Below are 14,310 nucleotides of genomic sequence, written 5' to 3'. Positions count from 1 at the left end.
GGCTACCTACAACTGGAACAGAATCGGTAGTACCATCTTCTGACGGATGGGGGCCCCCTTATACTTTGCGGGCTGCCACTTGGGGCTCAATTTTACGATGCGGATGGCCTCTTCGTCGAGGCCCGAGCCCAGGCGCTTGACGGGCTTGATGTTGGTGAGCGAACCGTCTTTTTCAATCATAAATTCCATCATCACCTTGCCCTGCACCTTGCGCTGCCGGGCCTGGGCCGGGTACTGCTGCACCTGCTGCACCCACTCAAACCAGGCCTCAGTACCATTGACGGGCCGGGCCGGCTCGTCGGGCGTGATGACCTGGGGGCCAGCTTCGGTGGGGGCGGCGCCGGGCTGCGTGGTGCCGGTGGCGGTGGTGCTGGCGCCTTCGGCGCCGGCCGGAATCTGGAAGGAGATGGGCAGCGTCACGCGCTGGCGCACCACGCCGCCCTTGTGCTCGGCGGGCTTCCAGCGCGGGCCGGCCTTCACCAGGCGCAGGGCTTCGGCGTCGCACTCGGGCGAGAGGCTTTTGGTGACCTGCCAGTTGGAGGTAGCACCGGTTTTTTCCACCACCATGGTTACTTCCACGGTGCCCTGCACGCCGGCCTGCAGGGCGGCGGTGGGGTAGTTGAGTTTGTCGCCGAGGTAATTGCCGTAGGCTTCGGCGCCGCCCAGCGGCTCAGCGGGCTTTTCGGTGGCGTCGTAAATGTCGGCGGCGGGCTCCTGCTTGGGGTATTTCAGCTTGGTTTTCTGGGCCAGCGCGGCCGGAGCGGCGGCCGTACTGAGGGCGGCAAGGAGGAAAGTCAGGCGGAGGAAACGGCGCATACGGTAGGGTATGAGGGTAGGAGGGTGTGGGGGCTTGGTTGTGGGGCTGCCCGAGTAGGCGTACCGGAGCAGCGGATAATACGTTGGCCAGAGGCAGGCGGCGGTACCCGGCATTAATGGAACAACAACCCAAAACGCCCCCAGACCCTAAGCCCCCAAGCTCCCAAGACCCAAAATAGCTATTTTCGGCCCATGACCACCCCCGACGCCACCCCCGCCACCGATTCTTCGGCCCTGAATTCCTCGCGCGCCCCCGAGCCGGTGGGCCTGTACCCGCACGCCCGGCGCGTGGGCAACCTGCTGTTTCTCTCCGGCGTGGGGCCGCGGCAGCGCGGGCAGAAAGCCATTCCGGGCGTGGAGCTGGACGCCGCCGGCCGCATCCTGCGCTACGACTTCGAAAGCCAGTGCCACGCCGTGTTTCAGAACGTGCGCTACATCGTGGAGGAAGCCGGGGCCCGTTGGGAAGACCTGGTGGACGTGACCGTGTTCCTCACGAACATGAAGGACGACTTCGCCACCTACAACCGCCTGTACGCCGAGTATTTCGCCAGCAGCCAGCCCTGCCGCACCACCGTCGAAATCAACTGCCTGCCCACGCCCATTGCCATTGAGCTGAAGTGCGTGGCCTGGGTGGGAGAGCGGTAAACCGGCTGGATTCTTCCATCACCAAAGCAGGGCCGTTCGGAATTGTTCCGGGCGGCCCTGCGTCGGGTTGTGGCACCTCGCTGAGTACCGAAACGGCGGCGGGAAGCCGGCCGGCGCCGGCTTAGCCGGGGTGCCCTGGAGGTCAGGAAAAACCACCCCGCCGCCGTACGTGTAGGCGGGCACCCAGCTCAGTATCTTAAACGCACCGGGCGGCCCCGGCGGCATAGCGGTTAATACGGAATGTGCGGCCGGAAAACGCGTAATTATCATATTGGCCGGTGGGGGCGCGCTGCCACTGGTGAAGCTGATAGCGAAATGGATAACGCAGCGGCCAAGCGGCGCACGGGCCACATCTGACCGCCCGACAGTCGGCAGTATGCGGGGCGGCTGCGTATACGGGAATGCCGCTCAATTTTTTTACCTCACTTGGCTATGTCCAAAAGCAAAAAAACAGCGCCGCATCGCCCCGCCTCCGCCTATTGCCCGGAACCCAAGGGCACGCTCATTGCCATCGGGGGGCACGAGCAGAAATCCAATGAACCCCTGGCCGACGATGGCGGGGCAGAGTTTGCCACCGAGGGCATTCTGAAGCGCTTTGTGGACGAACTCCGGGGCAACGGCCCCGTGTTGGTCATCCCGACGGCCTCCGAAGAGCCGCAGGAAGCCGGGCAGGACTACATCAAGGCCTTTGGGGCACTGGGCGTCGAGCGGGTGGAGGTGCTCAACATCCAGACCCGCGACGAAGCCAACAGCGAAGAGTGCATCCGCCTGGTCGACGAAGCCGCCGGCGTAATGTTTACCGGCGGCGACCAGCTGCGCCTGACGGCCATCCTGGGCGGTACCGAACTGATCCGGCGCCTCAAGGAGCGCTACGCGCACAGCCAGTTCGTCATTGCCGGTACTTCGGCCGGTGCGGCGGCCATGTCGACGCCGATGATTTACCAGGGCCGCAACGACGCGGGCTTCCTCAAGGACGAAATTCACGTGACCACCGGCCTGCAGTTCATGCACGACGTGGCCATCGACACGCACTTTGTGGCCCGGGGGCGCATCGTGCGCATGGCCCAAATCATTGCCACCAACCCCGGCTGCATCGGGCTGGGGCTGGAGGAAGACACGGCCGTAGTAGTCACCGAAGGCCGGGAAATGGAAGTTATCGGCAACGGCATGGTGGTGGTGGTCGACGGGCGCCACTGCCAGGGCAACACCATTCACCAAATCAAGCCCGGGGAGGTGTTTTCCATCCGCAACCTGCAGGTGGATTTGCTGGCCCGCGGCGAGCGGTACACCCTGCCCGTGCAGGAGCACCAGTTCGGCTAAGCTGCCCGGCCCTGCTGCCACCAAAAAATCGGCCCCCGGAGAAGCTCCGGGGGCCGGTTGCGTTTCATAGCTCAGCCGGAAGTGGGGGAGGCGAAGCAGTGAAAAAAGAGGAGGGAGAATTAAGCTTGCTTGTTGTTGCCGGCTTTCTGGCTGCTGCGGCTGCTGCTCTGCCCGCCCTTGCGGCCGGCTTCGCGGGCTTCGGCGGAGGTCCACTCGTGGCCGCGGCCGCTGGCGTGCGAGGCTTTGCCACCCTCGGAGGCAATACGGCGCTGCTCGGCCGGGTCCATGCTGGCGAAGCCGCGGCGGCTGGTGCCGCTGCTCTGCGTTTTGACTTGGTTGTTGGTGGCTTCGGCCCCGAGGCGGCCGGCCTGGGCGCGCTGGTTGGATTCGGCGCCGCGGGAGGATTGATTGTTGGTTGCCATGTTGGTCGAAGTGTTGGGGTTGTGGAAAATGAGATTAATGTCTGTGGGCTTCTTAACGGCCGGGCCGCAGTCGGCGCCGGGTTTGACGAGCGAAAAATGGCCTTTACGGGCATTTTTACCGCTTTTTACGGATGAGGCGCGGGGCTTAAACTGGGCCGTATCCGTACTAATCCCGTGGGGCAACTAGGCCGCCGCGGCCGGCTGCTGCCCGTCGGCGGGGCGCGCCAGCTCCAGCACGGTATCGAGGCGGAGCAGGCGCAGCCGGCGCGCCAGGGGCGGGGCCACATGGTGGAGCAGCAGCCCCACGCCCAGCAGCCGAATCAGCAGCAGCTGGGAGGCGAAGTGGCCCAGGCCGTGGGTGCGCAGGCACTGCAGCTGCCGGCAGTCGATGAGCAGGCACAGGGGGCCGGGCCGGGTGCCGGCGGCGTTCTGCACCAGGCGGCGGGCCTGCTGCACCGGGTCGGGGCCGTTGAGGTCGAGCTGTAGCAGGTGCGCCGTGGGCTGGCGGTAGGAGTAGAATCCAAGCATGTTTTCGGAGCAAGAGTGGAGGAAAACGGCGCGGCTATAAAAGGACTGACTACCAGGGTGGTAAGGCGGTAGCTTCAGTACCAAAGTTACCTCCTGAGTTTCGCACGGCACTGCGCGTTAATCCTCATTTAATGGCTACGTATAAATACTGACGACGTCAGCCGATTAGCCCCGGGGCCTCCGGTTTAGTGCTGAAAAAACGGCCCTGAGGTTAACTATTACGCCCCGGACTGCTTGTTTTGACGTTACTGCTGGCAACCGGCCGTCCCACCTTTTTCCCTTACCGCCATGATCCGTCTTCTGCTCGTCGATGACCACACCATTATCCGCGACGGTATGCAGGCCCTGCTGGCCGACGTGGCCGATTTGCAGGTGGTGGGGCAGGCGCGCAACGGCCGCGAGCTGCTGGACATGCTCGTAGACACGCCCACCGACGTGGTGCTGATGGATTTGAACATGCCCGAGCTGTCGGGCTTCGACACGGTGCCGCTGCTGCGCCAGCAGTTTCCGGAGGTGCGCATCCTCATCCTGAGCATGCTCGACCACGAGAAGTACGTGCACCAGGTGCTGGAAGCCGGGGCGCTGGGCTACGTGCTCAAGAATGCCAGCAAGGAGGAAATCGTGCACGCCATCCGCACGGTGGGGGCGGGGCGGCCCTTCCTGTGCACCGAAGTGGGGCTGGCCCTGCTGCAGAAGCTGGTGCAGGCCCCGCCCGCGCCCGCCGGCCCCGGCGTGAAAAAGCCCTCCGACCTCTCGAACCGCGAAACCGAGGTGCTCAAGCTCATTGCCGAGGGCCTTACCAACGCCGAAATAGCCGACAAGCTCTTCACCAGCAAGCGCACCATCGAGACGCACCGGCAGAACATCATCGAGAAAACCCAGGCCAAGAACACGGCCGCCCTCATCAAGTACGCCATGGAAACCGGCCTGCTGCAGTAGCCCGGCCGTGGGCGGCCCACCCCACACAAAAGCCCCGGCCAGCCGGCCAGGGCTTCGTGCGTTCGGGGCGGGCAGTGGGCTCAGCGGCTGCCGCCCTGGTTGCCCCCGCCGTGCGAGGCTTTACCGCCCTTGGAGGCAATGCGGCGCTGCTCTTCTTCGTCCATGCCGGCGAAGCCCCGGTTGCTGCTGCCGCCTTGGTTACCGCTCTGGCTGTTCTTGGCTTCGGCGCCTTTCTTGCCGGCCTGCGAGTGCTGCTCCGAGCTGCCGCCGCGCTGATTCTGATTGCTTGCCATGACCTGGGAAAGTTTGGTTGTGGGTGAGAAAAGAAACTGGTCTTCTTACGCCTCGCCGGGCCGGCTGGACAAGCAAAAACGGCCAAAAAAGCCCGCCGTAGAGCTTGTATGGCCTTTTTTGGTACTTAATGCGGACGCGGTCCGTACGTGCTTTTGGCGGCTCGACCACGCGGGGGGGCGGCCGTAGCGGGGCAGGTTCCACGGGTACTTGCAGTACCAATTGTCGGTCATCCTGCGCTTTGCTCAGGATGACGGACGCTTTCTGCGCTCCAGCCTTACTGCAGGCCGTTGTTCTGCTCGGTGGGGCCGTCCTGGGCGGTGGTATTGCGCACGTGGGCACGGGGGCCGCCCGCGGTGCCGTTGAGCAGAAACTGCCGCAGCCGGTCGATGTGGGTCTTCAGCTCCTCCACGCGCTCCTCCTGCAGGCGCATGTTGCCCGTCTCGTGGCGGCGGGCCATGCCGGCCAGCAGGTTTTTGCGCTCCTCCAGCATGCGCAGGGCCACCCACATGCTTTCCTCCAGCTGGTGCTGGGTGGCGGCCATCAGCGCATCGGCCGTGAAGGTGTGGCCGGTGTGGCAGCGGTAGCGGTGCACGTGGCCGTGCTCCATTTCCCAGAGGCTGCCGCCGCACTCGGGGCAGGTCAGGGGCACCTGGTGCCCGAGCTGGTTGACTTCTTCGACGGTTCCCACCACGCGTTCAGCAATTGAGGCTTCCAGAATGATATCATCGGGGATGGGAGCGGCGGCCGCGCCGGCCTCCCGCGCCAGCTGCTGCAGCAGCGGCCCCATGCGGCTCAGGGGCACCGTGTAATCGATGTCGACGTTGCGCAGGGCGCTTTCGGGCATGCTCGGAAACTCGGCCTCCGTGGGGTCCTGCACCACGGTGGTGCCCCCGGCGCGCTTGATGAACTCCAGCCCGGCCGTGCCGTCGTGCAGCATGCCGGTGAGCACCACGCCCACCACGTGCGAGCCGTGCGAGGCGGCGGCCGAGCGAAACAGCGCGTCGGCGGCGGGGCGGTAGTGGTTTTCGTGCGGGCCCTTGGTGACGAGCAGGCGCAGGCCCTTCACCAGCAGGTGGCGGTCGGGCGGGGCCAGGTAGAGGTGGCCCAGGCGAATGGGCTCCTGGTGCATGGCCAGGCGGCACTGCAGCTCGGTGTGCTGGGCCAGGCGCTCCACCAGAAACTCGCCGGAGCTGTCGACGGACAGGTGCTGTACCACGAGCACGGCTGCGGGCAGCGTGGCCGGCAGCTGGGCTACCAGCTGCAGGAGGGCCGGCATGCCGCCCGCCGAGGTGCCAATGACGATAAGGTTGAGGTGTTCGTCCACGAGCAGAAAAAAAGAGCGGAACGGGGAAAAGCCGGCAGACGAGCCCGCCGGACGCAGAAGGAACAGTGCGGCTACTCCGGCTATACGCAGGCGGGGAAAAGTGGCCGGAATGGGGCGCGGAAACTTGCGCCCGGCCCCGCGCTGCGGCCACCAGAGCGGGGCAGAACCGGTCCGGCCGGCCCGCGCTACCCGCCAACGAGCTACATTTGGAACAATGCCCGGCCCCCGGCGCCGGACGCCTTTGTCCGTGTAGTTGATTTTACGCCGCCCCGCTACCAGGGCGGCTGCTGCCTCCATGAGTACTCCCAACACCGCCCCGAACTCTGATGCGCCCGCGCCCGTCGTGCCCGACGGCCGCCTGCTGCCCGCCCCCGCCGATTCGCTCATCACCGACGACGAGGACGCCGACACCGGGCCGGCCGTGGTGGTGCGCCCGCCTGCCGACCCGGCCGAGCGGTTTGCAGTGGTGGCGCTGGGCGGCTCGGCGGGCTCCATCGAGGCGCTGGAGCGGTTTTTTCAGAACCTGCCGGCCACCTCAGGGCTGGCCTACGTGGTGGTGCTGCACCTGGTGCACGACCAGCGCAGCCACCTGCCCGAGGTGCTGCAGCAGTTCACCAATATGCTGGTCTACGAAATCGAGGACGGCATGAAGCTGCGGCCCAACACGGTGTACGTGCTGCCGCCCGACAAGGACCTGAGCCTGCTCAACAACGTGCTGCTGCTCGTGCCGCCCACCCAGGCGCCGGGCCACCGCCTGCCCATCGACTTTTTCCTGCAGAGCCTGGCCAAGGACGCGCGCGAGCGGGCCGTGGCCATCATCCTCTCCGGCATGGGCTCCGACGGGGCCCTGGGCCTGAAGATGGTGATGGAAAACTTCGGGATGATTATGGTCCAGGACCCCGAAACGGCCGAGTACGACTCCATGCCCCGCGCCGCCGTGGCCACCGAGTTTGTCGACTACGTGCTGCCGCCCGAGGAGTTGCCGGCCCGGCTGCTGGAGTACATGCAGCAGCCGGTGCTGGAGCGCCCCAACGGCGCCCTGCAGCCGGGCGACGCCAAGCCCACCAACGCCCTGCAGAAAATCTTCCTGCTCATCCGCACCCAGACCGGGCACGACTTCTCCCTCTACAAGCGCAACACCGTGTTCCGGCGCATCGACCGGCGCATGAACGCCCACCAGATTCGCGACTTTGCCCAGTACGTGCGCTTTCTGCAGGAAAACCCCCACGAGGTAGAGCTGCTGTTCAAGGAGCTGCTCATCGGCGTCACCAAGTTTTTCCGCGACGCCGAGGCCTTCGACGCGCTGAAAAACTACCTGCTGCCCATCCTGCGCGCCAAGCCCGTGGACTCGGTGGTGCGCATCTGGGCGCCGGGCTGCTCCACCGGCGAGGAGGCCTATACCCTGGCCATGACCCTGCAGGAGTGCCTCGACCAGCTGCCCACCAAGTACCTGAAGCTGCAGATTTTTGCCACCGACATCAACGCCGACGGCATCGACCACGCCCGCGCCGGCTTTTACCCGGCCAACATCGAGGCCGACGTGAGCGGGGAGCGGCTCAAGCGCTTTTTCACTGCGGTGGAGGGCGGCTACCAGATTCGCAAGGAAGTGCGCGACGTGGTGGTCTTTGCCCTGCACAACATCAACAAGGACGCGCCCTTCATCAAGCTGGATTTGCTGGTGTGCCGCAACCTGCTGATTTACCTCTCGAGCGAGCTGCAGCGCAACCTGCTGCCCGTGTTCCACTACGCCCTCAACCCCGACGGGCTGCTGTTTCTGGGCCCCTCGGAAAACATGACGGGCTTCCAGACGCTGTTTACGCCCCTGGACGTGAAGTGGAAAATCTCGCGGCGCAACGACGTGCCGTACTCTTTGGCCCGTATTTCTAACTTCCCGTTTTCCCTGTCGCGGCAGGCTGCCGCGGTGCCCGCCATTGCCCCACCCGCTATGAACCCGTCTCCGCGCAAAGAAGGCCAGTTCGTCACCCTCATCCAGAAGATGCTGCTGCGCACCTTTGCCCCGCCGGCGGTGGTCATCAACAGCAAGGGCGAAATCCTGTTCGTGAACGGGCGCACCGGGCGCTACCTGGAGCCCGCCCCCGGCCTGGGCGCCATGAACGTGTTCGACATGGCCCGCGAGGAAATGGGCTTCGAGCTGAGCGGGGCCGTGCACCGCGCCCACCTGCAGCACGAAGACGTGCTGGTGGAAAACGTGAAGCTGCGCACCGAGGGCGGCTACCAGCTGGTGCGCCTCACGGTGAAGTACCTCGACGCGCCCGAGGCCCTGGCCGGGCTGCTGCTGGTCGTGTTCGAGGACATGCCCACCAGCAAGCGGCAGCGGCGGCAGGCCCAGGCCCAGGAAAGCCTCACCCGCGACTCGGTGGTGCTGGCCCTGGAAAAGGAGCTGCAGTACACCAAGCACCGCCTGCAAACCACCGTGGAGGAAATGGAATCGTCGCTGGAAGAGCTGAAAAGCACCAACGAGGAGCTGCAGTCGGCCAACGAGGAGCTGCAGAGCACCAACGAGGAGGCCATGACCAACAAGGAGGAAATGCAGAGCCTGAACGAGGAGCTGATGACCCTGAACGTGCAGTACCTCAACAAGACCGAGGAGCTGAGCCAGGCGGCCAACGACATGAAGAACCTGCTTGATGCCACCGCCATTGCCACCATCTTCCTCGACAACGACATGGCCATCAAGCGCTTCACGCCGTCGGTGTCGCGCATCATCAACCTGCTGCCCACCGATTTGGGCCGGCCCATTACCCACTTCGCCTCCAACCTGCGCTACGAGCGGCTGGTGGAGGACGTGCGCCAGGTGCTGGAGCGGCTGGTGAGCATCGAAACCAGCATCCAGACCCACAGCGGTGAGTGGTTTGCCATGCGCATTCTGCCCTACCGCACCCTCGATAACTACATCAGCGGGGCCGTCATTACCTTCATCGACATCACCGCCCTCAAGAACCTGGAGCAGCAGCTGCAGGCCAGCACCGCCTTTGCCGAAAGCATCATCGAGAACCTGCGCGAGCCGCTGCTGGTGTTCGACGCCCAGGGCCGGGTGCTGACGGTGAACCGCCCCTTCACCCAGGCGTTTCAGGTGGACGCCGACCAGGCCCGCGGCCAGCAGCTCGACCAGCTCAGCCGCGGGGCCTGGCGCCTGCCCGGCCTGCAGCAGGCCATTGCCCGCACCATCGACACGGGGGAGGGCTTCGATGATCTGGTGGTGGAAACGCACTTCCCCGGCCTGGGCCGGCGCCACCTGCAGCTCTACGGCCGCCACATCACCAACGGCGGCGCCCAGACGGGCCAGCTGCTGCTGGGCGTCAGCCAGATTGGCGAGTAGGGGAGAAGGAGGAAATACAAAAGCCCGTCATCCTGACGAAGGAAGGACCTTCCTCTAACCCCGTACCAACTAGAAAGCGCAGCCACCAACGCCCTAACGTCGATGGCTGCGCTTTACCGTTTCAGCCGATTAGCGTCTGCTCGTTGGTATCGGCGGCGGTGCGGGGTGCGAGGAAGGTCCTTGGCTTCGCCTTCCTTCGGCTACGCCGTACGCCAGATGAAGGATGAGGGGCTTTGGTATTCACTCATCTACTCCCCTGACCACTAAGCTCAAGCCGATGCCCGCGTTATTTCCCTGGCCATTCCATCCCGCGTACTATACCTTTAACACCGGGAGGCGCCGCCGCACGTCCATCCCGCCCATCCTCTCCCGACCCGCCTGATGCTATGGAGCAGACCCCGGACGAACACGATGCGGCGCGGCGCCGCATGGCTGAGCTGCGCACCAAAGCCGAGCAGCGCCGCGGCCTGGTAACGGCCAGCATCGACAACCTCACGCCCGCCGACGTGCGCCGGCTGGTGCAGGAGCTGCAGGTGCACCAGATTGAGCTGGAAATGCAGTACGAGGAGCTGCTCAGCGTGCAGGTGGAGCGCGAGACGTTCTACCAGAACTACGTCGACCTGTTCGAGTTTGCCCCGGTGGGCTACTGCACCCTCGACGCGCAAGGCATCGTGCAGCAGCTCAACCTGCGCGGCGGCCAATTGCTGGGTACGCCCCGCGGGCACGTGCTGGGCAAGCGGTTTGCGCAGTTTGTGCCCGCGGGCGAGGAGCGCAGCCACTTCTACGCCTTTCTGCAGCGGGTGCTGACCACCACCGAGCGGCAAACCTGCGAGCTGGAAATGCAGCGCCCCGACGGCAGCGAGTTTTTTGCCCTGCTGGAAGGCGTGCGCCTGCACCACGAGATGGGCGAGGCCCGCTGCCGCCTCGCCCTCACCGACGACACCGCCCGCCGCCGCGCCAGCGAGGCCCTGTCCGCCAGCGAGCAGAAATTTCGCACGCTGTTCGAAGAAACCGCCGACGCGGCCGTGCTCCTGCGCGACTACACCATCATCGACTGCAACCGCGCCGCCCTGGCCATGCTCGGGGCCGAGCGGCGCGAGCAGCTGGTAGGCCAGCCGGCCCTGCTGCTCACGCCCGAGCGCCAGCCCGACGGCACGCTCTCGGCCCAGCACCTGCTCCGCAACGTGGAGGCGGCCCGGCTGCGCGGCTCCCACCGCTTCGAGTGGCGGCGGCACCGCTTCACGGGCGAGGAAATGTGGCAGGAAATCGTGCTGACGCTGGTGCGCGTGCGCGAGGAGGTGCTGCTGCACGCCGTCTGGCGCGACATCACCGAGCAGAAGCGCCTCGACCAGCGCCTGCGCGAAAGTGAGCAGCGCTTCCGCACCGTGTTTGAGCAAAGCTCCGACGGCATGCTGCTGCAGCAGGACGGCCGCTACGTCGACGCCAACGCGGCCGCCCTGCGCCTCATCGGGGCCGAGCGGCCGGCGCAGCTCATCGGCCAGCCCGCCGACGTGTGTACCCCCGAGGTGCAGCCCAACGGCAAGCGCACCCGCGAGTGGTTTGCCCAGAACGTGGAAACCGCCCGGCGCGAAGGCTCCCTGCGCTGCGAGGCGCTCATGCACCGCTTTTCGGGCGAGGAAATCTGGATTGAGGCCGTGCTCACGCCCATCGACCTGCCCGGCCAGCCCCTGCTCACCCACGTCTGCTGGCGCGACGTGACCGAGCGCCGCCGCGCCGAGCAGCTCGTGCAGGAAAGCGAAACCCGCCTGCGCACCGCCCTCGATGCGGCCGACATGGGCGTGGCCCAGTGGAATTTCGTCACCGACGAGGTGTTTCTGGATTCGCGCGCCCGGCCTATGTTCGGCCTGCCCGCCGAAGGGCCCCCGCTCACCTTCCCCGACGTGCGCCAGCTGCTGCACCCCGACGACCGGGCGCGGGTGGAAGCCTCCCTGCAACGCTCCGTGGCCGAGCACCTGCCCGTCGACATGGACCAGCGCGTGGTGTGGCCCGACGGCTCGGTGCGCTACGTGGTATCGAGCGGGCAGGTGCGCTACGACGCCGACGGCCAGGCCCTGAGCATGAGCGGCGTGCTGCGCGACGTAACCGATAAAAAGCAGGCCGCCCTGCGCCTGCAGGAAAGCGAAGCCCGCCTGAAAACCGCCATCCGGGCCGCCGACATGGGCATCGGCATCTGGAACTTCGACACCCAGCTGTTCTACGTCGACGAGCGGGCCCGGCGCATGTTTGGCCTGCCCCCGGAAGGCGCCGAGCTGCGCTTCGAGGAGCTGATGGCCGTGGTGTACCCGCCCGACCGGGAGCTGGCCGCCACCGCCCTGCAGGGCGCCGCCGCCGGCGACGCCCCCCTCGACGTGGAAGTGCGCGTGCAGCACCCCGACGGCACCCTGCGCTACGTGTGCGCCAACGGGCAGCTCATGCGCGACGAGGCGGGCCAGCCCGTGCGCATGAGCGGCGTGCTGCGCGACGTGACCCACAGCCACCTGGCCGAGCAGCGCCTGCGCGAAAGCGAGGAGCAGCTGCGCACGGCCCTGGGCGCGGCCAACATGGGCGTGGGCCTCTGGGAGCCCCAGGCCGATGAGGTGGAGCTCGATGCCCGTACCGCCGAAATCTTTGGCCTGGCCGGCGCCGGCCGCTACCACATCGATGCGCTCAGCGCCCTGCTCCACCCCGACGACGTGCCCGGCCTGGCCGAGCAGCTGGAGCTGAGCCTGCAAAATCACCTGGCCTTCTCGCTGCACCTGCGGCTGCTGCGCCCGCCCGCGGCCGAGCTGCGCTACGTGCGCGTCAGCGGGCAGGCCCTCTACGACGAGCGCGGCCAGCCCGCCCGCGTGGCCGGCGTGGTGCGCGACATCACCGAATTTCGGCGGGCCAACCTGCGCCTGCGCGAAAGCGAGGAGCGCCTGCGCCTGGCCCTGCTCTCGACGCACACCGGCGTGTTTGAGTGGAGCTTCGAGGGCGACGAGCTGTACTGGGACGAGCGGACCCAGGCCATTTTCGGCCGCCCCTACGAGGACCGCCGCCGGAGCTTCGACGTCATCCGCGGGGCCGTGCACCCGGCCGATGCCCAGGCCGTAACCGAGGCGCTGACCACCAGCATCCGCGACGGGTTGCCCTTCGAGCTGCAGCACCGCATCGTGTGGCCCGACGGCACGGTGCGCCACGTGGCCGCCAGCGGGCAGGTGCAGTACGACGAGGCCGGCAAACCCCAGCGCCTGGCCGGCCTCGTGCGCGACGTGACCGAGCGCCGCCAGGCCCAGGAGGAGCTTAGCGCCAAAAACCGCCTGCTCGACCACATCCTGAGCACCATTCCGGTGGTGCTTTCCCGCGTGGCCAAGGACGGCACCATCGAGCAGGTCGTGGGGGCCGGGCTGCGCGGCCTGGGCCTGACCGACAATGCCATCGTGGGCGCCAACGTGTTTGAGGTGCAGCCGCAGATTGCCGACCACCTCGAGCGGCTGCTGCAGGGCGAAGAAGTCCGGTTTCTGAGCGAGCCGGCCTACCGCGCCGCCGAGCAGACCTACTTCCAGAACTACGGCTTCTTCGACGAGGAAAAGCAGTGCGGCATCATCTTCGGCATCGACGTGACCGAGACGCACCGCGCCAACGCCAAGCTGGCCGCCGACGCGACCTTTCTGCAGGGGCTGGTATCCAACATTCAGGAGGGTATCATGGCCTTCGACGCGGAGCTGCGCGTGACGGAGTGGAACTACCTGATGGAGCAGTACCTGCTGGTGGAGCGCCAGGACGTGTATGGCAAGCCCATTTTCGAGGCGCTGCCCCTGGTGGCCATTCCGCGCAACCGCGACATTATGGGCCGCGCCCTGGCCGGGGAGTCGCAGACCTACTACAACGTCCCCTTCAGCCGCCGGGAGGGCGTGTTCGACGCGGCCTTTGTACCCCTGCGCAACGCCCAGGGCGAGGTGGCCGGGGTATTAGGCGTGATTCGCGACGTGACCGAGCGCAACCGCCTGATGGAGGAAGCCACCCAGGCCCGGCTGCAGCGCGAGAAGGAAGTGCTCAGCGCCATCATGCACACCCAGGAAGACGAGCGGAAGCGCATTGCCGAGGCCCTGCACAACGGCGTGGGCCAGCTGCTGTACGCGGCCAAGCTCCACCTCTACAACCAGCCCGTCGACGAGACGCACCGCATGGCGGCCCTGGGCCTGCTCAACGAGGCCATCAAATCCACACGCACCATTTCCTTCGAGCTGACGCCCAACATCCTGGAGGATTTCGGCCTGAAAACCGCTTTGGAGGAGCTGTGCAAGCGCATTCCGAAGCAAAACCTGGCCGTGCACCTGAACGTGGGCGAGCTGCCCAGCGCGCTGCCGCGCCTGCTCGAAACGGCCGTGTACCGCATCGTGCAGGAGCTGCTCAACAACGTCATCAAGCACGCCCAGGCCCGCGAGGCGTTTATCTACGTGGAGCAGCAGGACGCGCACGCCCTGCACGTGAGCGTGGAAGACGACGGCTCCGGCTTCGACGTGGAAACGGCTACCCGCAAGCGCAGCGGCATCGGGCTGGCCGGCATCCGCAACCGCGTGGGGCTGCTGGCCGGGCAGCTCACCATCCGCTCCATGCCCGGGCTGGGCACCACCATCAGCATTGAGCTGCCGCTGGGGCCCGAAACGGCGGCCGGTGCGGCGGCCGGGCCGGGCGGGTAG

Annotated in this window: 10 protein-coding genes; 5 read left to right on the top strand and 5 right to left on the bottom strand. The window is 66.4% G+C overall.

Annotated elements, in window-relative coordinates; genetic code table 11:
- Window positions 1-6: 6 nt before the first annotated feature.
- Window positions 7-816 carry an energy transducer TonB gene (locus EJV47_RS14285; protein ID WP_165903761.1) on the bottom strand — a complete coding sequence of 270 codons (810 nt, stop codon included), beginning with the start codon at window positions 814-816 and terminating at the stop codon, window positions 7-9.
- Window positions 817-1,008: 192 nt separating this feature from the next.
- Between EJV47_RS14285 and EJV47_RS14280 the strand changes: the two genes are divergently transcribed.
- Both EJV47_RS14280 and EJV47_RS14275 read left to right on the top strand, forming a co-directional pair.
- Window positions 1,009-1,461 (top strand): RidA family protein, encoded by a 453-nt coding sequence (locus tag EJV47_RS14280; protein ID WP_126693834.1) that lies wholly within the window; start codon window positions 1,009-1,011, stop codon window positions 1,459-1,461.
- A 432-nt stretch (window positions 1,462-1,893) separates the two neighbouring features.
- Entirely contained in the window at window positions 1,894-2,781 is an 888-nt protein-coding gene (locus tag EJV47_RS14275; RefSeq protein WP_126693833.1) for a cyanophycinase, read from the top strand.
- A 119-nt stretch (window positions 2,782-2,900) separates the two neighbouring features.
- Here EJV47_RS14275 and EJV47_RS14270 read toward each other — a convergent pair whose 3' ends face one another.
- Both EJV47_RS14270 and EJV47_RS14265 read right to left on the bottom strand, forming a co-directional pair.
- Window positions 2,901-3,203 carry a KGG domain-containing protein gene (locus tag EJV47_RS14270; protein WP_126693832.1) on the bottom strand — a complete coding sequence of 101 codons (303 nt, stop codon included), beginning with the start codon at window positions 3,201-3,203 and terminating at the stop codon, window positions 2,901-2,903.
- A 183-nt stretch (window positions 3,204-3,386) separates the two neighbouring features.
- The gene (locus EJV47_RS14265; RefSeq protein WP_126693831.1) at window positions 3,387-3,731 is read right to left on the bottom strand and encodes a hypothetical protein; all 345 of its coding nucleotides are present in this window, start codon (window positions 3,729-3,731) and stop codon (window positions 3,387-3,389) included.
- 288 nt (window positions 3,732-4,019) lie between these two features.
- Between EJV47_RS14265 and EJV47_RS14260 the strand changes: the two genes are divergently transcribed.
- Entirely contained in the window at window positions 4,020-4,670 is a 651-nt protein-coding gene (locus tag EJV47_RS14260) for a response regulator (protein WP_126693830.1), read from the top strand.
- Window positions 4,671-4,750: 80 nt separating this feature from the next.
- Here the strand turns inward: EJV47_RS14260 and EJV47_RS14255 are convergent, their stop codons facing one another.
- On the bottom strand, window positions 4,751-4,963 hold the full coding sequence (locus tag EJV47_RS14255) for a KGG domain-containing protein (protein WP_126693829.1): 213 nt from the start codon (window positions 4,961-4,963) through the stop codon (window positions 4,751-4,753).
- Between the two features lie 275 nt (window positions 4,964-5,238).
- Window positions 5,239-6,288: a chemotaxis protein CheB gene (locus EJV47_RS14250; RefSeq protein WP_207895891.1), complete on the bottom strand. Its 1,050-nt coding sequence runs from the start codon at window positions 6,286-6,288 to the stop codon at window positions 5,239-5,241.
- A gap of 295 nt (window positions 6,289-6,583) precedes the next feature.
- Between EJV47_RS14250 and EJV47_RS14245 the strand changes: the two genes are divergently transcribed.
- Both EJV47_RS14245 and EJV47_RS14240 read left to right on the top strand, forming a co-directional pair.
- Entirely contained in the window at window positions 6,584-9,628 is a 3,045-nt protein-coding gene (locus EJV47_RS14245) for a chemotaxis protein CheB (RefSeq protein ID WP_126693827.1), read from the top strand.
- A 386-nt stretch (window positions 9,629-10,014) separates the two neighbouring features.
- The gene (locus EJV47_RS14240; RefSeq protein WP_126693826.1) at window positions 10,015-14,310 is read left to right on the top strand and encodes a PAS domain-containing sensor histidine kinase; all 4,296 of its coding nucleotides are present in this window, start codon (window positions 10,015-10,017) and stop codon (window positions 14,308-14,310) included.

The sequence above is a fragment of the Hymenobacter gummosus genome (assembly GCF_003970915.1).
In the GTDB taxonomy this organism is placed as follows: Bacteria; Bacteroidota; Bacteroidia; order Cytophagales; family Hymenobacteraceae; genus Solirubrum; species Solirubrum gummosum.
This window is presented reverse-complemented; position numbering and strand designations above follow the sequence as displayed.

Bases quoted from the DNA above. Each gene is read 5' to 3' on its own strand.
- EJV47_RS14270 (WP_126693832.1), bottom strand. From the start codon at position 3,203: ATGGCAACCAACAATCAATCCTCCCGCGGCGCCGAATCCAACCAGCGC.
- EJV47_RS14280 (WP_126693834.1), top strand. From the start codon at position 1,009: ATGACCACCCCCGACGCCACCCCCGCCACCGATTCTTCGGCCCTGAAT.
- EJV47_RS14240 (WP_126693826.1), top strand. From the start codon at position 10,015: ATGGAGCAGACCCCGGACGAACACGATGCGGCGCGGCGCCGCATGGCT.
- EJV47_RS14275 (WP_126693833.1), top strand. From the start codon at position 1,894: ATGTCCAAAAGCAAAAAAACAGCGCCGCATCGCCCCGCCTCCGCCTAT.
- EJV47_RS14245 (WP_126693827.1), top strand. From the start codon at position 6,584: ATGAGTACTCCCAACACCGCCCCGAACTCTGATGCGCCCGCGCCCGTC.
- EJV47_RS14255 (WP_126693829.1), bottom strand. From the start codon at position 4,963: ATGGCAAGCAATCAGAATCAGCGCGGCGGCAGCTCGGAGCAGCACTCG.
- EJV47_RS14260 (WP_126693830.1), top strand. From the start codon at position 4,020: ATGATCCGTCTTCTGCTCGTCGATGACCACACCATTATCCGCGACGGT.
- EJV47_RS14285 (WP_165903761.1), bottom strand. From the start codon at position 816: ATGCGCCGTTTCCTCCGCCTGACTTTCCTCCTTGCCGCCCTCAGTACG.
- EJV47_RS14265 (WP_126693831.1), bottom strand. From the start codon at position 3,731: ATGCTTGGATTCTACTCCTACCGCCAGCCCACGGCGCACCTGCTACAG.